This window comes from Oceanibacterium hippocampi (genome assembly GCF_900172325.1).
Classification (GTDB): domain Bacteria; phylum Pseudomonadota; class Alphaproteobacteria; order Sneathiellales; family Sneathiellaceae; genus Oceanibacterium; species Oceanibacterium hippocampi.
Map to the genome: position 1 here is coordinate 66922 of NZ_FWFR01000002.1, position 19107 is coordinate 86028.

At 69.3% G+C, this 19107-nt stretch carries 18 protein-coding genes; 9 read left to right on the forward strand and 9 right to left on the reverse strand.

Going from position 1 to position 19107, the window contains the following annotated elements; genetic code table 11:
• Positions 1-32: 32 nt before the first annotated feature.
• Complete coding sequence (gene gltX, locus OCH7691_RS11325) at positions 33-1439, reverse strand: glutamate--tRNA ligase (protein ID WP_085883663.1); 1407 nt, start codon at positions 1437-1439, stop codon at positions 33-35.
• A gap of 64 nt (positions 1440-1503) precedes the next feature.
• Between gltX and OCH7691_RS11330 the strand changes: the two genes are divergently transcribed.
• A complete protein-coding gene (locus tag OCH7691_RS11330; RefSeq protein WP_176245020.1) occupies positions 1504-3678 on the forward strand; it encodes a ComEC/Rec2 family competence protein in 2175 nt (724 codons plus the stop codon).
• Positions 3679-3708: 30 nt separating this feature from the next.
• Here the strand turns inward: OCH7691_RS11330 and lexA are convergent, their stop codons facing one another.
• The 6 genes from lexA to OCH7691_RS11360 all read right to left on the reverse strand — a co-directional run bounded on the left by lexA (position 3709) and on the right by OCH7691_RS11360 (position 8676).
• Positions 3709-4428: a transcriptional repressor LexA gene (lexA, locus tag OCH7691_RS11335; protein WP_085884433.1), complete on the reverse strand. Its 720-nt coding sequence runs from the start codon at positions 4426-4428 to the stop codon at positions 3709-3711.
• A 136-nt stretch (positions 4429-4564) separates the two neighbouring features.
• Positions 4565-5764 carry a molybdopterin molybdotransferase MoeA gene (locus tag OCH7691_RS11340; protein WP_085883665.1) on the reverse strand — a complete coding sequence of 400 codons (1200 nt, stop codon included), beginning with the start codon at positions 5762-5764 and terminating at the stop codon, positions 4565-4567.
• A complete protein-coding gene (gene moaC / locus OCH7691_RS11345; RefSeq protein ID WP_085883666.1) occupies positions 5761-6237 on the reverse strand; it encodes a cyclic pyranopterin monophosphate synthase MoaC in 477 nt (158 codons plus the stop codon). Before moaC ends, OCH7691_RS11340 begins: the two co-directional genes overlap by 4 nt.
• A complete protein-coding gene (gene trpC / locus OCH7691_RS11350) occupies positions 6234-7055 on the reverse strand; it encodes an indole-3-glycerol phosphate synthase TrpC (RefSeq protein ID WP_085883667.1) in 822 nt (273 codons plus the stop codon). Before trpC ends, moaC begins: the two co-directional genes overlap by 4 nt.
• Positions 7052-8089 carry an anthranilate phosphoribosyltransferase gene (gene trpD / locus OCH7691_RS11355; protein ID WP_085883668.1) on the reverse strand — a complete coding sequence of 346 codons (1038 nt, stop codon included), beginning with the start codon at positions 8087-8089 and terminating at the stop codon, positions 7052-7054. The genes trpC and trpD overlap by 4 nt, the downstream gene beginning before the upstream one ends.
• Positions 8086-8676: an anthranilate synthase component II gene (locus OCH7691_RS11360; protein ID WP_085883669.1), complete on the reverse strand. Its 591-nt coding sequence runs from the start codon at positions 8674-8676 to the stop codon at positions 8086-8088. The genes trpD and OCH7691_RS11360 overlap by 4 nt, the downstream gene beginning before the upstream one ends.
• 279 nt (positions 8677-8955) lie before the next feature.
• Here OCH7691_RS11360 and cueR point away from each other — a divergent pair, with 279 nt between their 5' ends.
• Together cueR and OCH7691_RS11370 are read left to right on the forward strand one after the other, a co-directional pair.
• Positions 8956-9396, forward strand: coding sequence for a Cu(I)-responsive transcriptional regulator (gene cueR / locus OCH7691_RS11365; protein WP_085883670.1), 441 nt, complete (start codon positions 8956-8958; stop codon positions 9394-9396).
• Positions 9397-9467: 71 nt separating this feature from the next.
• Positions 9468-10628 carry a divergent polysaccharide deacetylase family protein gene (locus OCH7691_RS11370; protein WP_085883671.1) on the forward strand — a complete coding sequence of 387 codons (1161 nt, stop codon included), beginning with the start codon at positions 9468-9470 and terminating at the stop codon, positions 10626-10628.
• An 11-nt stretch (positions 10629-10639) separates the two neighbouring features.
• Here the strand turns inward: OCH7691_RS11370 and trpE are convergent, their stop codons facing one another.
• Complete coding sequence (trpE, locus tag OCH7691_RS11375; RefSeq protein ID WP_085883672.1) at positions 10640-12160, reverse strand: anthranilate synthase component I; 1521 nt, start codon at positions 12158-12160, stop codon at positions 10640-10642.
• A 2-nt stretch (positions 12161-12162) separates the two neighbouring features.
• Entirely contained in the window at positions 12163-14100 is a 1938-nt protein-coding gene (locus OCH7691_RS11380) for a peptidylprolyl isomerase (protein ID WP_176245021.1), read from the reverse strand.
• Positions 14101-14299: 199 nt separating this feature from the next.
• Between OCH7691_RS11380 and tpiA the strand changes: the two genes are divergently transcribed.
• From tpiA to OCH7691_RS11410, 6 genes are all read left to right on the forward strand, one after another.
• A complete protein-coding gene (gene tpiA, locus OCH7691_RS11385) occupies positions 14300-15061 on the forward strand; it encodes a triose-phosphate isomerase (protein WP_085883674.1) in 762 nt (253 codons plus the stop codon).
• An 86-nt stretch (positions 15062-15147) separates the two neighbouring features.
• A complete protein-coding gene (gene secG / locus OCH7691_RS11390; protein ID WP_085883675.1) occupies positions 15148-15471 on the forward strand; it encodes a preprotein translocase subunit SecG in 324 nt (107 codons plus the stop codon).
• Positions 15472-15567: 96 nt separating this feature from the next.
• The gene (pyrG, locus tag OCH7691_RS11395) at positions 15568-17196 is read left to right on the forward strand and encodes a CTP synthase (protein WP_085883676.1); all 1629 of its coding nucleotides are present in this window, start codon (positions 15568-15570) and stop codon (positions 17194-17196) included.
• A 33-nt stretch (positions 17197-17229) separates the two neighbouring features.
• Entirely contained in the window at positions 17230-18060 is an 831-nt protein-coding gene (gene kdsA, locus OCH7691_RS11400) for a 3-deoxy-8-phosphooctulonate synthase (protein WP_085883677.1), read from the forward strand.
• Between the two features lie 14 nt (positions 18061-18074).
• A complete protein-coding gene (locus OCH7691_RS11405; RefSeq protein WP_085883678.1) occupies positions 18075-18629 on the forward strand; it encodes a hypothetical protein in 555 nt (184 codons plus the stop codon).
• Between the two features lie 12 nt (positions 18630-18641).
• Positions 18642-19106, forward strand: coding sequence for a hypothetical protein (locus OCH7691_RS11410; protein WP_085883679.1), 465 nt, complete (start codon positions 18642-18644; stop codon positions 19104-19106).
• The last annotated feature ends 1 nt before the right edge of the window (position 19107 follow it).

Below are 19107 nucleotides of genomic sequence, written 5' to 3' on the forward strand. Positions count from 1 at the left end.
GCCGGAGCCGTCGGTTTGCGGTCTCTCGCTGCCTAGTCGCCCGCGGCTGCATCGGCAAGCCGCGCGAGCGACTCGTCGCGGCCGAGAATCTCCAGCACGTCGAATATGCCCGGCGAGGTCGTCCGGCCGGTCAGCGCGGCGCGTAGCGGCTGCGCGACCTTGCCCAGGGCCAAGCCTTCGGCATCGGCGAATTTTCGCACCTCGGCATCCAGACTGTCCACTGTCCATTTCGACAGGTTCGATAACGTCGCCGCGAGTCGGCCGATCAGCGCCCGGGCCTCCGCGGTCAGCAGCGCCGCAGCCTTCGCGTCTGCTACCAGCGGTCGCGAACGGACCAGGAAGGCGGCGCTGTCCGCAAGCTCGATCAGCGTCTTGGCGCGCGCCTTCAGATGCGGCATGGCGCGGGTCACGCGGCTCTCGGCGGTCTCGTCGAGCGGCGCTCCGGCGACCGTCGCGAGGCTGTCCGAGATGGCCTCGAACAGCCGCTTGTCATCGGAATGGCCGATATAATGGCCGTTCAGATTGTTCAGCTTGACCAGGTCGAGGCGGGCCGGCGAGCGGCCGATCGCGTCGAGGCTGAACCATTCGATCGCCTGCTCGGTCGAGATGATCTCGTCGTCGCCGTGGCTCCAGCCGAGGCGCAGCAGATAGTTCCGCAGCGCTTCCGGCAGCAAGCCCATGTCGCGATAGGCCTCGACGCCGAGGGCGCCGTGGCGCTTCGAGAGCTTGGCGCCGTCCGGCCCGTGGATCAGCGGGACATGGCCGAATACCGGCGCCTCCCAGCCGAGCGCCCGGTAGAGCTGGGTCTGGCGGAAGGCATTGGTCAGGTGATCGTCGCCGCGCACCACGTGGGTGATCCCCATGTCGTGATCGTCAACGACCACCGAGAGCATGTAGGTGGGCGTCCCGTCGGCGCGCAGCAGCACCATGTCGTCGAGCTGCGCGTTGGCGACCGATACCCGGCCCTGGACCTGGTCCTCGATCACCGTCTCGCCGTCGAGCGGCGCCTTGAAACGGACCACCGGGGAGACGCCTTCCGGCGCCTCGCTTGCCGGCCGGTCGCGCCAGCGACCGTCGTAGCGCGGTTGCCCGCCGGCCGCCTTCGCCTTGGCCCGCATCTCGTCGAGATCCTCGCGCGAGGCATAGCAGTGATAGGCCTTGCCGGCCTTCAGCAGGCCGTTCGCAACCTCGGCATGGCGGGCGGCGCGGGAGAACTGGAAGACCGGTTCCTCGTCCCAGTCGAGACCGAGCCATTCGAGCCCGACGAGGATCGCCTCGATCGCCTCGTCGGTCGACCGCTCGCGGTCGGTGTCCTCGATCCGGAGCAGGAACTTGCCACCCGTGTGGCGCGCGAAAAGCCAGTTGAAGAGCGCGGTGCGTGCGCCGCCGATATGCAGAAAGCCGGTGGGCGAGGGGGCAAAGCGCGTTACAACTGTCATGCGGTCACTATTGTGCTCGGGGATCAAGGAAAAGGAAGCTCGGCCGCGCGGACGGCGAGGGACGATGTTTTACCTTGTGGCCTCGATTTCGGCAAGGCTGCGGCAGTTCGCGGGCACTGCTGCCCGGGCCGCGGCCGGCGCGACGCCCCGGGGCGCGCTCCGCGTCGCCGCCGGGAACCTGCTCGCGGAACGGGCCCGCTGGGCGCTCTGGACCCCGGTCGGACTGGGCGTCGGCATCGCCGCCGGGCTCGCCGGACCGGGCCTGCCCGTCACGGTCGCCATTCCGCTTCTGGGTGCCCTGGGCCTGTTCACGGCCTGGCTCGCCCGGCGCCAGTCGGCCTGGACCCCGCTTGCGGTCGTCGTCCTGTTGCCGGTCATCGGCCTCGTCCTGCTCGAGGCCCGTATCGGCCGGGTCGAGGCCCCGATCATCGCCGAGCGGACTGGCCCGGTCACGCTCACCGCGACCGTGGTCGAATACGAGCGTCACGAGGGCCGCTTCCGTCTCCTGCTTGCCGATCCGGAGGTCGCCGATCTCGCCCGGGCTGCGACGCCGAAACGGATCCGGCTGTCGGTCAACCGGCCGGCAGGCGAGGGTGCCGGGGCCGTGCGGCCGCGACCGGGCGACCGGGTGCGCCTGACCGCGGTCCTGATGCCACCGCCGGGGCCGGCCGAGCCCGGCGCCTTCGATTTCGCCCGGCAGGCCTATTTCAATAGGCTCGGCGCCGTCGGTTTCGCCTTCGGGTCGCCGGAGATCGTCGGCCGCGATAGCGTCTGGAGCCCGGCGCGTGCCGTCGCGATTCTCCGGGACACCATCGGCGAGCGCATCGACAGGGCCTTGCCCGGTCCCCCGGGCGCCATCGCCAGCGCCCTGATGACGGGCGAGCGCGGGGCCATTCCCGAGCCGGTGCTGGCCGCGCTCCGCGATGTCGGGCTCGCCCATCTGCTGGCGATCTCCGGTCTCCACATGGGATTGCTGGCAGGCGCGCTGTTCACCGCCCTTCGGGCCGCGCTGGCGCTCGTTCCGCCGCTCGCGCTCCGCCGGCCGATCAAGAAATGGGCGGCCGGCGCCGCGCTGCTGGCCGCCGCCTTCTATCTCGCGGTGGCCGGCGCGCCGATATCGGCCCAGCGCGCCTTCCTGATGACCGCGCTTGTGCTGCTCGCGATCCTGCTCGACCGCCGGGCGATCTCGCTCAGGCTGGTCGCGCTCGCGGCCACCGCGATCCTGGTCTATGCGCCGGAAAGCCTGTTCTCGGCCGGCTTCCAGATGTCCTTCGCCGCGGTTGTTGCCCTTGTCGCGGCTTACGAGTGGCTGGCGGATCCGTTCGCCGCCGTGCGGCGCGAGCGCGGGCCGCTCATGCGGGTTCTGCTCTATCTGGTCGGCGTCGGTCTGACGACGCTGATCGCCGGGCTCGCTACGGCGCCCTTCGCCGCCTTCCACTTCAACCACTTCCCCCATTACGGTCTGGTCGCCAACCTGATCGCGGTCCCGGTCACCGGGCTCTGGATCATGCCGGCCGCGCTCGCCGCCTTCCTCGCCATGCCGTTCGGGCTGGAAGCCTGGCCGCTCGCCCTGATGGGCGCCGGGATCGACGTCGTGATCGCCGTCGCCGTCCGGATCGCCGCCTGGCCTAACGCCACCAGCGCAGTCGCCGCCTTTCCCGACGCCGGGTTGGCCGTGATCGTTGCCGGCGGGCTCTGGCTCCTGCTCTGGCGCCGGCGCTGGCGGGTGCTCGGACTTGCCGGCCCCTGTCTCGGCCTGCTCATCGCCGCGTTCGCCACGCCGCCGGATATCCGGGTCAGTGACAGCGGCAAGCTGATCGCCCTCAGGGCCGGGGATGGGGGACTGCTGCTGTCCACGCGGCAGGCCGACCGCTTCGCCGCGGAAACCTGGCAGCGTCGCGACGGGCTCCGCGATGCGCCGGGGCGGTGGCCGCGGGCCGGGCCGAGCGTTGACGGCCGGCTGCGCTGCGACCGGCTCGGCTGTACCTATCGTCTCAATGGCTTCCTGGTTGCCCTGCCGGCCGACGAGCGGGCCCTTGTGGAGGATTGCCGCCGTGCCGACCTGGTGATCGTCCGCTTCCCGATCCGCGGTCGTTGCGCCGGCGCCCGCGTGATCATAGACGGGAGCGCGCTGAGACGCGACGGCGCCCATGCGCTGCGGCTCGGCGCGGATGGCCGGATCGCTGTCGAGACGGTGCGTGAGATGCGCGGCCGGCACCCGTGGGCGGGGCCGCGCTAGAGGTCCGGTCCGGCTGGCCGGACAGGCCGGTCAGTATTCCCGGATCAGCGCGATCAGACGGCCCTGGATCTTCACCTGGTCGGGGCCGAAGATCCGCGTTTCGTAGGCCGGGTTGGCGGCCTCCAGCGCGATCCGGCTGCCGCGCCGGCGGAGTCGCTTGAGCGTCGCTTCCTGGTCGTCGATCAGGGCGACCACGATGGCCCCGTTCTCGGCGGTGTCGCAGCGCTCGATGACCACCCGGTCACCGTCGAGGATGCCGGCCTCGATCATCGAATCGCCGGCCACCTCGAGCGCGTAGTGATCGCCGCGTCCGAGCAGATGGGCCGGCACGTCCAGGTGGTTGCCCGGGTCCCGCAACGCCTCGATCGGGGTGCCGGCGGCGATCCGTCCGTAGAGCGGCAGGCTGACCGCGCCGTCGGAAGCGGATTCGGCCGGGTCGGGCCGGCGTCCGGTCCGTTCGGCGAAGTCCGCGTGGATGACCTGCGGCTCGAACGGCACCGTGTTGCGGGCCGGGGGGGCGGGCGGCGCGGCCGCGTCGTTCGCCGTTCGCAGCACCTCGAGCGCGCGGGCCCGGTGCGGCAGGCGGCGCAGGAAGCCGCGTTCCTCGAGCGCCGTGATCAGGCGATGGATGCCCGACTTCGACTTGAGCCCGAGGGCATCCTTCATCTCATCGAACGAGGGAGAAACTCCGTGTTCGCCGAGATGGCGCTGGATGAAGGCGAGGAGTTCGTGCTGCTTGCGGGTCAACATCGTGAGTTCGTCCGCCCCCTGCCGGAACAAAACATCAACATATGGGATGTGTTCTAGTTTGGTTCTCTATTGCTGTCAAGTTTCGTCGGGAAAAGCCGGCCAAAATCGTGACGAAAATACGCCCGGCGCGTGCCGTTCAGGCGCCGCGGAAGCGGAGGATCCGTACCCGTTCCCCGGCCGACGCCGCGGGCGCGTGCGGCGCCCGGACGATGAGGCAGTCGGCCTCGGCGAGCGTGGACAGCATCGAGCTGTCCTGCTTCGCCGCCGGTTCGGCGAGCGGTCCGTCGCCGTCATGGTGCAGTGTCGCCCGCAGGTAATCCTGGCGACGATCGTTCTCCGGCAGGTCGCGGGCGAGCCGGACCGTCTCTTCCTCGTCCGCGCCGGCGGCGAGACCCAGCATGTGCGCGATCGCCGGACGCAGGTAGATCAGGCCGCAGACGATCGAGGAGACCGGGTTTCCGGGCAGCCCGAGCAGGGGCACGCCGTTCACGCTGCCGAACATCAGCGGCTTGCCGGGGCGCATCGCGACCTTCCAGAAGTCGAGGCCGCGGCCGTCGTCGCCGAGCACGGAACGGACGAGGTCATGTTCGCCGACCGAGGCGCCGCCGAGCGTGACGACCAGATCGGCGCCGCGGGCGCCTTCCGCGACCTGGCGAAGCGATGCCTCGTTGTCGCGCGCGATGCCGAGGTCGATCGCCTCGCCGCCGGCGGCCCGGACCAGGGCGGCGAGTGCCAGCGTATTGGAGGCGACGATCTGGCTCTCGCCGATCGGCTCGCCCGGGCGGACCAGCTCGTCGCCGGTCGCGATCAGCGCGACCCGGGGCTTCCTGCGGACCGCGAGCCAGGGCACGTTCATCGCCGCGGCAAGCCCGACCGCCCGCGCGTCGAGCCGCGTGCCGGTCCGGAGGCGGACCTCGCCGGCGGCGAAATCGAGCCCGGCACGGCGCACGAAGGCGCCGGCCTTCGGCGCCTCCCTGACGGTGACGCGACCGTCCGCCGCCTCGGTATCTTCCTGGATCACGATCGTGTCGGCGCCGGCCGGCAGCACGCCACCGGTGAAGATCCGCACTGCCTGTCCGGGCCCCACACGACCGGTGAAGACAGCGCCCGCGGGGGCCGCGCCTATGACATCAAGCGTAACGGGTACGGTGGCAACGTCGGCGGCACGCACCGCGTAGCCGTCCATCGCCGACATGTCGGCCGGCGGCTGGGTGCGCCGCGCCGCGACATCCTCGGTCAGCACGCGGCCGTCGGCATCGGCGATGGCGACGATCTCCGACGCCGTCGGGTTGAGCGCGGCGAGAATCCGCCGCCGGGCTTCCTCGACCGAAATCACGCTCGTTCGAAGCTCCCGGACTTGCCGCCGCTCTTGGCGAGCAGGCGAATGTCGCCGATCGTCATGCCGCGATCGGCCGCCTTGCACATGTCGTAGATGGTCAGCGCCGCGACGCTGACCGCGGTCAGCGCCTCCATCTCGACGCCGGTCCGCCCGGCGAGCCGGCAGGTGACGCGGATCTCGACCGCCGAGGTCGCCTCGTCGAGCTCGAATTCGACCTCGATCGCGGTCAGCGCGAGCGGGTGGCAGAGGGGGATCAGGTCGGACGTGCGTTTCGCGGCCATGATGCCGGCGAGCCGCGCGACGCCTAGCACGTCGCCCTTCTTCGCCGTGCCGTCGCGGACGAGGGCGAAGGTTTCGGGCTGCATGGTGATCCGCCCGGCGGCCGTTGCCTCGCGTTCGCTCACCGCCTTGGCGCCGACATCGACCATGCGGGCGTCGCCCTTGGCGTCGAAATGGGTGAGGGGGCTCATCCGGTCGCCCGGACCGCGCCGCTTTCCGCCGGCCGGGCGAGCAGGGCGCGGGTCGCGGCGGCGACGTCGGCCTGCCGCATCAGGCTTTCGCCGACCAGGAAGGCGCTGGCCCCGGCGCGCGCCATGCGGGCGAGGTCGGCGGGCGTGAACAGGCCGCTTTCGGCGACCGCCAGCGCGCCTTCGGGCAGCCCCGGGGCGAGCAGCTCGGTGGTTGCGATATCGACCTCGAGGGTCTTCAGGTTGCGGTTGTTGATGCCGATCAGGCGGCTCTTCAGCTTGTGCGCGCGTTCGAGTTCCACCGCGTCATGGACCTCGACCAGCACGTCCATGCCCCAGTCGAGCGCGGCCGCTTCCAGTTCGGCCGCCTGGCCGTCCTCGAGGCAGGCAAGGATCAGCAGGATGCAGTCGGCGCCGAGCGCCCGGGCCTCGAGCACCTGGTAGGGATCGAGCATGAAGTCCTTGCGCAGGACCGGCAGTTCGACCGCGGCGCGGGCGGCCACGAGGAAGCCGTCTTCGCCCTGGAAATAGGGCCGGTCGGTCAACACCGAAAGACAGCTCGCGCCACCGTCCGCATAGGCCTTAGCCAGCGCCGGCGGATCGAAATCGGCCCGGATCAGGCCCTTCGACGGCGAGGCCCGCTTGATCTCGGCGATCAGTCCGTAACGGCCGGACGCGATCGTGCGCGCGAGCGCCTCGCGGAAGCCGCGCGGGGCCGAAGCTGCGCGCGCCCGCTCCCCGATCTCCGCCGGTGGAACGGCGCGTTTCGCGGCCGCGATATGCTCGCGCTTGTCGGCGCAGATCCGGACCAGGGCGCTCATCCGGCCGCTCCGCTGTTGGTGATGCGGACGAGGTTGTCGAGGGCGGCCAGCGCCTTGCCGCTGTCGATCGCCATCTCGGCCGCCTTGACGCCTTCGGCATGGCTCGCCGCCTTGCCGCCGATCATCGTCGCTGCACCGGCGGTATAGATGACGATGTCGCGGAACGGTCCGGGCTCGCCTTCCAGCAGCCGGCGGATCGCGGCGGCGTTGTGATCGGCATTGCCGCCCTTCAGATCCTCGATCCGGCCACGGCGCAGTCCGACATCCTCGGGCGAGACGTCGAAAGCCCGGATCACGCCGTCCTTGAGCTCGACCACATGGGTCGGCCCGGTCGTGGTCAGTTCGTCCATGCCGTCGGAACCGTGCAGGATCCAGACATGCTCGGCGCCGAGCGCCTTCAGGGTCTTCGCCATCGGCTCCAGCCAGCGCCGGTCGAACACGCCGATCAGCTGGCGCTTGACGCCGGCCGGGTTCGACATCACGCCGAGCAGGTTGAAGATCGTCCGCGTGCCGAGCTCGACCCGGGTGCCGGCGACATGGCGCATGGCGCCGTGATGGCGCGGCGCCATCAGGAAGCCGATGCCGGCCTCGCGCATCGAACGTTCGATCAGGGCCATGTCGCAGTCGATATCGACGCCGAGCGCGGTCAGCACGTCGGAGGAACCCGATTTCGACGACATTGCCCGGTTGCCGTGCTTGGCGACCGGCACGCCGCAGCCGGCCAGCACGATGGAAGCGGCGGTCGAGATGTTGAGCGTGCCGAAATTGTCGCCGCCGGTGCCGGCGAGGCAGACCGCGCCGGCGGGCGCTTCGATGTAGAGCGCCTTCTCGCGCAGCACCATGGTGCCGCCTGTCAGCTCGTCGATGGTCTCGCCGCGGACCCGGAGGCCCATCAGGAAGGCGCCCATCTGCGACGGCGTCGCGTCGCCCGACATGATGACCTCGAAGGCGGCGCGGGCCTGGTCGAGGGTGAGCGGTGCGCCGCCCGCGATATGGCCGAGAAGGCCCTTGAAATCGTCCGCCGTGCTGCTCATGCGGGCTCCTTCGCCGTCTCCGCGGCGATCTCGAGAAAGTTGCGCAAGAGCGCGTGACCATGTTCGGAGGCAATGCTCTCCGGGTGAAACTGGACGCCGTGCAGGCCGCGGCTCGCGACCGACAGGCCCATGATCAGGCCGTCCTCGCTCTCCGCGGTGACGCGGACGTCGGCCGGCAGGCTGTCGCGATCGACGGTGAGCGAATGGTAGCGCGTCGCGGTGAACGGGCTGGGCAGGCCGGCGAACAGGCCGCTGCCATCGTGACGGATCGAGGAGGTCTTGCCATGCATCGGCTTCGGCGCGCGGACAATCCGCCCGCCCATCGCCTGGCCGATCGCCTGGTGGCCGAGGCAGACGCCGAGGATCGGGATCCGGCCGTCAACGCGGGCGATCAGATCGAGGCAGATGCCGGCCTTGTCCGGATCGCAGGGGCCGGGCGAGATAACGATCCCCCGGGGACGTAGCGCCAGCACATCGTCCGGCGTCACGGCATCGTTGCGATGAACGACGATTTCGGCGCCCTGCATGCCGAAATAATGCACCAGGTTGTATGCAAAGCTGTCGTAATTGTCGATCAAGACAATCATTTCAATGACTTCTCTCAATTCCCTTGAAGTGTACTTAAATTTCTCTCGCGACCGCCGTGAACCGGATCAGTAGAAAGCAGATGGGTGGGAGCCCCGTCAAGCGGCGGGGCGCTCTCCAGTATCCACGCCCGCCGTCCGGGCGCAATGCCCTTGCCCGCGCAGATGCCGCACGGAGGCAAACCTTCCGGCGACTGGACAGTCGTGACCGGGCTCATACATCAATAAAGGCAACGCCCCGGGCAATCGCCGCGCGGCGCCGGACAACCGGGAGACGACGGGATGAATATCGGCGAACTCGCCAGGCAGAGCGGGGTCAACGCGAAGACCATTCGCTATTATGAGGAGATCGGCCTGATTCCGGCCGCCCATCGCGGCGACAATGGCTATCGCCGCTACCGGACGCAGGATCTCAACCGGCTGCAGTTCGTGCGGCGAGCCCGCGGCCTCGGCTTCTCGGTCGAGGATGTCTCGGCATTGCTGGCGCTCTACAACGACCGCAGCCGGCATAGTTCGGACGTCCGCGCCATCGCGCGCCGGCATGTCGCGGAGATCGACGGCAAGATCCGCGAACTGGTCTCGATGCGGGAGATGCTGAACGAGCTGATCGAGAGCTGCCAGGGCGACCATCGTCCGGAATGCCCGATCCTGCAGGATCTCGCGGGCGCGGACACCGACGCTGGAACAAGCGCCGCCGACGTCCGGACAAAAGTGCCAACTTGATTACACATTCTTTGCGACCCGGCGTATAAGCTGCCCCGCAACCGGAAAACGACGGGCGGAACGGATCGACAGTGACGGCGAGACGACGAGGCAGGGCGCGGCCACGGACCCCGCTTGCGGCAACCCCGCTGACGCTGCTGCTGGCGGCCGGCCTGACGCTTGCCTTCGGCCTCGCGCTCGGCTTCCTCGCCGGAAAATTCCTGGGCGAGCCGCCCGAGCAGCACCTTGCCGGTGCCGAGGCCGCGCCCAATCCGGCGGATGAAGGGGTTATCGCGGCGCGTGCGCCATCGCCGCCCGAACCGCGCCTGGAACAAACGGATCCGATTCCGGCCGCCGCGGCCGGCAGCGCCGACGCCGACCTCCGCCAGGCCGCCTCGGCGGAACTGGAGCGCCTGACGCATCTGCCGACACCGCCGGCGGCGGCGACGTTGCCGTCCGAGGCCGTGGCGCCCGTCGCGCCGGACCTGCCGGACCCCCCGGAAGGCGGCGAGGCGCTGGCCCCGGCCGACATGGTGCCGCCCTGGCGCCGCTATGCCGCGCTCGTGCCGGCCGGCGGCATCGGCCCCCGGATTGCCATCGTGATCGACGATCTCGGCCTGAACAGCGCCCAGTCGGCCGCCTTCTCGAAGCTCGACGGGCCGCTCACGCTGTCCTATCTGCCCTATGCCCACGATCTCGCGGACCAGGTCGCGGTCGCGCGGGGGGCCGGTCACGAGATCATGCTGCATCTGCCGATGGAGCCGAGCGTCGATGCCGATCCCGGCCCGAACGCGCTTCTGACCGGCTTGTCGGCGGAGGAACTGCAACGCCGGATCGTCTGGAATCTCGACCGCTTCGAGGGTTTTGTCGGCGTCAACAACCATATGGGCAGCCGCTTCACCGCCGACGCCGAGGCCATGACCCCGGTCATTCAGGCGCTCAAGCAGCGTGGCCTGCTGTTCCTCGATTCCCGGACCTCGGCCGACAGCCGCGGCTATGCGCTCGCCCGCCGCCTAGGTGTCCCGGCAGCCAGTCGCGACCTGTTTCTCGACAATGACGACGACGTCGTGCGGATCACCGCGCAACTCGACCTGCTGCGCCGGATGGCCGAACAGCACGGTACCGCGATCGGCATCGGCCATCCGCATGCGAACACCCTGACGGCGCTCGCCGCCTGGCTGCCGAAGGCGATTGCCGAGGGGATCCGGATCGTGCCGGTCAGCGCCCTGGTCGTGGCCACCGTCGACGGCTGACGGGCAGGGGTTCAGGCCCGGTTGCGGCCTTCCAGGGTCGCGAAACGGATCGCTTCCTCGGCGGCGCGGACCAGAGCCCGGGCCTTGTTCACCGTTTCCTCGTATTCCGCTTCCGGATCGCTGTCGGCGACGACGCCGCCGCCGGCCTGGATATGGATGACGCCGTCCTTCACGACCGCCGTGCGGAGCGCGATGCAGGTATCCATCGAGCCGTTCGCCGAGAAATAGCCGACCGCGCCGCCATAGACGCCGCGCCGGTCCTTCTCCAGCTCGTCGATGATCTCCATCGCCCGGACCTTGGGCGCGCCGGAGACGGTTCCGGCCGGGAAGCCGGCCTTCAGCGCGTCGATCGCGTTGTGGCCCTCGGCGATCTCGCCCTCGACGTTCGAGACGATGTGCATGACGTGCGAGTAATACTCGATCACCATCTGCTCGGTGACCTCTACCGTGCCGATCCTGGCGACCCGGCCGACATCGTTCCGCCCGAGGTCGAGCAGCATGAGATGTTCGGCCAGTTCCTTCTCGTCGGACAGCAGGTCCTCGGCCAGTGCCTTGTCCTCGCTCGACGTCGCGCCGCGCCGTCGTGTCCCGGCGATCGGCCGCACGGTGACCCGGTTGTCGCGCAGGCGGACGAGAATTTCCGGGCTCGAGCCGACGATGGCGAAGCTGCCGAAATCGAGGAAGAAGAGGAACGGCGAGGGATTGGTCCGGCGCAGGGCCCGGTAGAGCGCGAAGGGCGAGAGCGTGAACGGCATCTGGAAGCGCTGCGACGGCACGACCTGGAAGATGTCGCCGGCGGCAATGTATTCCTTGGCCCGGCGGACCATCTCGTAATATTCGTCCCGGGTTGTGTTGGAGGTGACCTCCGCCTTCAGCGGCTCGCGCTCCTCCCGGCCGCGGCCATGCGGCAGGCTGCGCTCGAAATCGGCAATCACGTCGGCCAGCCGTTCCGCTGCGTGGTTGTAGGCGGAGCGGGCGTCGCGCCCGGAATCCGGCCATACCGGCGTCACGACGGTCATTACGTCGAGCACCGAATCGAAGATCGCCATGATGCTCGGGCGGACGAACATGCCGTCCGGCACACCCAGGACATCGCGGTTGATGTCCGGCAGATGCTCCATCAGCCGCACGGTGTCGTAGGCCATGTAGCCGACCAGGCCGGCGGCCATCGGCGGCAGGCCCTCGGGCAGCTCGATCCGGGTTTCGTCGACGAGGGCCTGCAGGCTGTCAAGCGCCGGCCTCGGGTCCGGCTCGAAGGCCTCCGGGTCGAAGCGCGCGACCCGGTTGATCTCGGCCTTGTTGCCGAAGCAGCGCCAGATCAGGTCCGGCTTCATGCCGATGATCGAATAGCGTCCGCGCACCGCGCCGCCCTCGACCGATTCGAGCAGGAACGAATAGGGTCGCCCGTCGGTGAGCTTGAGCATCGCCGAGACCGGTGTTTCCAGGTCGGCGACGAGCGGGCTCCAGAGGACCTGCGGACGGCCCTCGCGATAGGCCGCCTCGAAGGCGGCGAAACTCGGCTGGACGGCCATGGTCAGTAAAGCGCGTCGAGATTCTTGGGATAGGTCCTGACCGGGAAATCGCGCTGCAGGTCGGCCAGGTAGGTCTGCTGCATGTCGCCGGCCATTTCCCCGAGCAGGGTCTGGGCGAGCGCGTCGCGGGCCATGTCCAGCGTCTCCTGGTCGGCCGGCCGGATCTCTTTCAGCCGGACCACAGCGTAGCCGGTGCCGTCCGCGGTCGCGCCGGTCGCGACCTCGCCGTCGCCGAGCTCGAACAGCCGGCCCTGCAGGGCGCCGTCGAACGGGCTCTGTCCGGCGGCCTGGACCAGCAGCCGGTCATAGTTGGTACGACCCTGCGGCGGCTGGCCGCTCTGGCGCATCAGCGGCCGGGTGGTCTCGAGCGTCTTCCCGGCGCTTTCCGCGGCGGCGGCAAGGTCGCCCGCGGACCCGATTGCCGCGGCCATGGCCTCGGCCTCGGCCCGGGCGAGCTTCTGCGCCTCGGCGTTGCGCCAGTGACGCTTCACGACATCGCGGATCGTGTCGAGCGGGCGAACCGCCGGCTCGCGAATCCCGTCGATGGCGATCGCCATGATCGCGCCGTCCGCGGCGTCGACGACGTCCGGTTCCTCGCCTTCCTCCATTGCGAAGGCAAGTTCGAGGAAGGCCCGGTCCTTCGGCAGGTCGGTGATCGAGGAACCCTCGGGCGCCGAGCCGCCGCGATCGACCCATTCCACATGACGCGCCTTGACGCCCGCGGCAGCGGCGGCCTCGTCGATGGTCGCGCCGCCGGCGAACTGGTCCTGCAACTCGTGGCTGATATCGATGATCAGGTCGGAGGCGCGCGCCAGTCCCAAGTCGCGCCGGATGAGATCGGCGACCTCTTCCAGCGATTTCTCGGTCGGCGGGGTGATCTCGTCGACGGTGACCAGGGCCCAGCCGAACGGGCTCTCGACCGGGTCCGTGGTCGCGCCTGCGTCGAGCGCGAAGACCGGCTCCCGCATCGCCTCGTCAAGCTCGTCCCGGGTGACGTTGCCGAGTTCGAGATCGCCCGGCTCGAGGCCAAGCGCGTCCTTGGCGACATCGGTGAAACTCTCGCCATTGGCGATCCGCTCCGCGGCAGCCTTCGCCGCCGCCTCGTCGGGGAAGAGCATCTGCCGGACATGGCGGGTCTCGGGCACGAGGAACTCGGCCTGGCGGCTCTGATATTCCGCCTGCACCGCGTCCTCGCCGATCGAGATCTGGTCGAGCACGTCCTCGGGCGCGACGTAGATATAGCCGAGCCGGCGATACTCCGGTGCCATGTAGCGGTCGGCATTCTCGTCGTGGAAGGCGGCGAGGGCGGTATCGTCCGGTTCCGTCGTCACCAGCGCCGGATCGGCCCTGAACACCACGTAGTCGGCGACCCGCAATTCCCAGCCATGGGCAAGCAGGCGCTGGACCGCCTCGCCCGGTGCCGCGCGGAAGCCGGCGAAGATCGCCGTCTGGAGCTGCTGGAGCGCCAGTTGCGACTTCCGCTCCAGCACATAGCCGCGCTCGCTCTGGCCATTGGTGAACAGGAACTGCTGGAAGGCGAGTTCGCTGAACTCGCCGGTCAGGCCCTGGAACTGGGGATTGTTGCGGATATCGGCGGCGACCACCTGGTCGGGCACGCGGAGGGAAAGCGCATCCGCCTCGTTGGCCCACAGCGTCCGGTTCACGAGATCGTCCAGCGTCGCCTCCGGCAGGCGCAACTCGCGTGCCATCTGCGGGTCCGGCGTCCTTCCGGTCTGCATCTGGAAGAGCCTGAGCGTCCGGCGGTAATGCTGGTCGAAGGTGACGGAATTGATCTCGACATCGCCGACCTTGGCCACCAGCGTCTCGCCGCCACCGCCAAGATAATCGCCGATGCCCCACAACCCGAAGCTCGCCGCGAGCAACAGGAGGAGGCCCTTGACGAGCCAGGAAGCGACGCTTTTGCGCAGGCGGTTCAGCATGTGTGGCGCTCTCGGCTGGAAACGGGCAACGCCCCGCGCACGGCGGGTGCAATCGGGACGGCGACCCAACAAACCGGCGCAGTATGGCGTGGCGCGTCGGGAATGCAAGAAGATGAACCGGTTTCGCACAGCTCCGGCTTTGCAAGGGCGGGCGCATTTGCTAAAGCGGCGCGGTGCATTAACGGGACGGGAGACGGGCATGAGCGACGGGCGGCAACCGGTGATCGCGGGGAACTGGAAGATGAACGGCCGTATGCCGGGGGCGACGGCGACCATCGCGGATCTCGCGGCGCGGCTCGCGACCCGGCCCGGGGCGGCCTGCGCGGTCGTCATTTGTCCGCCGGCGCCGCTGCTTCCCGTGCTGCGCGAGATCCTCGGCGCGAACAGCCGGATCGCCCTCGGCGGCCAGGACTGCCATGCCGGGACTTCGGGCGCCCACACCGGCGACGTCGCGGCGGAAATGCTGGCCGACGCCGGCGCCGCCTATTGCATCGTCGGCCATTCCGAACGGCGGGCCGATCACGGCGAGGATGACCGGAGCGTCGCCGCCAAGGCGGTCGCGGCCCACCGGGCCGGTCTGACGGCGATCGTCTGCGTCGGCGAGACCCTGGCCGAGCGCGAGGCGGGGCGGGCGCTCGACATCGTCGCGGGGCAACTCGACGGCTCCCTGCCGGACGGGGCGACCCCGGCCAATACCATCATTGCCTACGAGCCGGTCTGGGCGATCGGCACCGGGCGAACGCCGACCACCGACGACGTCGCCGCGATGCATCGTCACATGCGCGCCCACATCGCGAAACGCGATGCGGCGCTCGGCGATTGCCGGTTGCTTTACGGCGGCTCGGTCAAGGCGGCGAACGCGGCGGAACTGATGGCCGTCGCCGATGTCGACGGGGCGCTGGTCGGCGGCGCCAGCCTTGCCGTGGACGACTTCTGGCCGATCATCGAAACTTGCCTCTAGTTTCCGGCAGCGCTTTGCGGTAAAACGCGCCGGCCCCTGATTTCGCGAGTCCGAAAGACGCTGGCCATGGCCAGCGAGAGCGACGCATGCAAACGATCATACTGATAGTTCACCTGTTACTCGCCGTGGCGCTGGTCGCGGTCGTCCTGTTGCAGCGCTCCGAAGGGGGCGCCCTCGGCATGGGCGGCGGTGGCGGTGGCGGTGGCGGATTCATGACCGGACGCGGCGCTGCGAACCTGTTGACGCGGACGACGGCGATTCTTGCCGCCGCCTTCATGCTGACGAGTCTCGCGCTCGCCATGCTGTCGGGGGCGCATACCGAACAGAAATCGATCCTCGACGTGCAGGCGCCGGCCGGCCAGGTCGAGCAGCAGGCACCGAGCGAACCCTCGGCGCCGATTTCGGAATAGCCGGCGTGTCACGAACTGCCGACAAGAACAGAGGCGGCACCATTGCCGCCTCTGCCACTTTCGGCACAGTCCCTCTGAGTATATAAAGTCAGGTCCATGGCGCGGTTCATATTTGTCACCGGCGGCGTGGTTTCCTCTCTCGGAAAAGGGCTCGCCAGCGCTTCGCTCGGCGCGCTCCTGCAAGCACGCGGCTTCCGCGTTCGCCTGAGGAAACTCGACCCCTATCTCAACGTCGACCCGGGGACGATGAATCCCTACGAGCATGGCGAGGTCTACGTCACCGACGACGGGGCCGAGACCGATCTCGATCTCGGCCACTACGAACGCTTCACCGGCGTTCCGTCGCGGCGCAGCGACAACGTGACGACCGGCCGGATCTACCAGACCGTGATCAGCCGGGAACGGCGCGGCGACTATCTCGGCGGCACCGTGCAGGTGATCCCGCATGTCACCGACGCGATCAAGGAATTCATCGTCGCCGGCACCGAGGAGGCGGATTTCGTGCTCGTCGAGATCGGCGGCACGGTCGGCGACATCGAGAGCCTGCCGTTCCTCGAGGCGATCCGCCAGCTTGGCCAGGAACTGCGCGAGCATGCGATCTTCGTCCATCTGACGCTGGTGCCCTATATCGCGGCGGCCGGTGAACTGAAGACAAAGCCGACGCAGCACTCGGTCAAGGAACTGCGCTCGATCGGCATCCAGCCCGACATCCTGCTTTGCCGCTGCGAGAAGCCGCTGCCGGCCTCCGAGCGCCGCAAGATCGCCTCGTTCTGCAATGTCCGCCAGGAGGCGGTGATCCCGGCTCTCGATGTCTCGACCATCTACGAGGTGCCGATCCGCTATCACGAGGAAGGCTTCGACGACCAGGTCCTGCGCTGCTTCGACATCCACGACTCGCCGGCCCCCGAGCTTTCGGTCTGGCGCGGTCTTGTCGATGCGACGCTGAAGCCCGAGGGCGAGGTCACGATCGCCATCGTCGGCAAGTACATGGCGCTGCAGGATGCCTACAAGTCGCTCGGCGAGGCGATCGACCACGGCGGCATGGCCAACAAGGTCCATGTCAATGTCCGCTGGCTCGAGGCCGAACAGTTCGAGGGCGACGGCGACCCGACGCAGATTCTCGAGGACGTCAACGGCATCATCGTGCCGGGCGGCTTCGGCAAGCGCGGCGCCGAGGGCAAGATCCGCGTCGCCCGCTTCGCCCGCGAGCGCGGCGTGCCCTTCCTCGGCATCTGCTTCGGCATGCAGATGGCGGTGGTCGAGGCGGCGCGCAACCTGGCCGGGCTGGAAGGCGCCAGCAGCACCGAGTTCGGGCCCTGCGAGGATCCGGTGGTCGGGCTGATGACCGAGTGGGTGCGCGACAACCAGGTCGAGCGCCGCAGCGGCGAGGACGATCTCGGCGGCACCATGCGGCTCGGCGCCTATGCCTGCGGGCTCCGGGCCGGCAGCAAGGTGCACGAGATCTACGGCAGCGACGAGATCAGCGAACGCCATCGGCACCGTTTCGAGGTCAACATCAACTACCGCGAGACGCTGGAGCGGACCGGGGTCCTGGTCTCCGGCCTGTCGCCGGACGGGACCCTGCCGGAGATCATCGAGATCCCGGATCATCCCTGGTATATCGGCGTGCAGTTCCATCCCGAGCTGAAGTCTCGGCCCTTCGATCCGCACCCGTTGTTCCGCAGCTTCGTTACCGCCGCCGTCCACCAGTCGCGACTGGTCTAGCCGGCCCGACGCGGCCGCAAAGAGGTAAGCAAGATGACCGAGGCACGCCACATCCGCATCGGCGACATGGAGATCGGCAACGACCGGCCGCTCACCCTGATTGCCGGACCCTGCGCCATGGAAGGGCGCGAGCACGCGATGTTCATGGCCGGCGAGCTCAAGGCGATCGCCGACCGGCTCGGCGTCGGGCTGATCTACAAGACCTCGTTCGACAAGGCCAACCGGACCTCGATCGGGGCTGGCCGCGGGGTCGGGCTCGAGGCGGCGCTGCCGGTCTTCCGCGAGATCCGCGAGCGCTTCGGCCTGCCGGTGGTGACCGACGTGCACGCCGCCGAGCAATGCGCCGCCGTCGCCGATGCCGTCGACGTGCTGCAGATCCCGGCCTTCCTCTGCCGCCAGACCGACCTGCTGGTCGCAGCGGCGAAGACAGGCCTGGTGGTCAACGTCAAGAAGGGCCAGTTCCTCGCGCCCTGGGACATGAAGAATGTCGCCGACAAGGTGGTCGCCGCCGGCAACGAGCGGGTGATGCTGACCGAACGCGGCGCCAGCTTCGGCTACAACCTGCTGGTCAGCGACATGCGCAGCCTGCCGATCATGGCCGAGACCGGTTTCCCGGTGGTATTCGACGCGACGCATTCGGTGCAGATGCCGGGTGGCAAGGGCACCTCGACCGGCGGCCAGCGCGAATTCGTGCCGACGCTCGCCCGCGCGGCGGTCGCCGTGGGCGTCGCCGCGGTCTTCATGGAATCGCACCAGGATCCCGACAACGCGCCCTCCGATGGCCCGAACATGGTGCCGCTCGGCGAACTCGAGGCGCTGCTTCGCCAGCTCACTGCCTTCGACAAGCTGGCGAAAGCGGCCTGACGGCGCGGGCGGTCGTGACCTCGCCGGCCCCGACGCCACCGGACGCTGCGCTCGATGCCGCTCTCGATGCCATCGTCGACCGCCATCGCCGGAAGCTGAACGACCTGTTCGGAACCTCTGCCGCGGTGCAGACGAGGCGACCCCACGGCATGGCGGCCTTCGATCTCTATGACGCGGCGCATCGGGTCTTCCGGGCCTGCCTTCTCGAACTCAGCGAATTCGCGCTCGCCCGGACCCGGCACGCGGGCGCCCGTTTTGCCCCGCTCGAGCCGGCGCTGCGCGCCGCCGCCGAGGGCCTGATCGAGGATTGCACGAACCAGCTACGCAATTCCGGGATCGAGCGGGTCCGGGACGAGCGGGATTACCTGGCGGATTTCCGGCGGGAAGCGGCCGATCTGCTGAACGGCGCCCTTGCGGCGGGCCGCCAGGGGACGGTCGATCCGCGCCTGTTCGCCGGACAGGGCAACCGGACCATGGCGGTCTTCGCCTGGCTCTGGCCGTTCCTGCGCGTGCCGCTGGCGATCCTGATCGCGGTGCTGATGTTCTACTGGGTGCTTTACGGCGTTTGACGGCGGGGCGGCTTGGGATACAACGCTGACAACCGGACCGGAAGCGGGCCGGATCGGGACGGGGAGAGCGGCGGCGACGACGTGCTTTACGCGCGTCTGAAGGCCGCCATCGAGAACGGGGATGCCAGTTTGACCTTTCGCGCCGGGCCGCTGATGACGCCGGGATCGCCGGTTTTCGCCTGGGCCGACGCGGCCCTGATGGCGGCCGTGGCGATCGGTCTGGCGCTCGCGCCCGCGGCGCTCGGACGCGCCTATGACGACGCCACCCTGATCGGCCTCGCACTCGTGCTGTTCGTCTGGAGCCGCTGGCTCTGGCGCCGCGCCCGGATCCGCGCAACCGCCGCCGCGCTGGGCGGACTGGCCGCCTTCGTCGCGCTCTGGCGCCGGGGCGGCATCGGTCTCAGGTGCGGGACCGCCACCTCCCTGGCGCCGTTTCAGGACTGGCGCCACTTTGTCCGGCAGCAACTGCTGCCCTGAA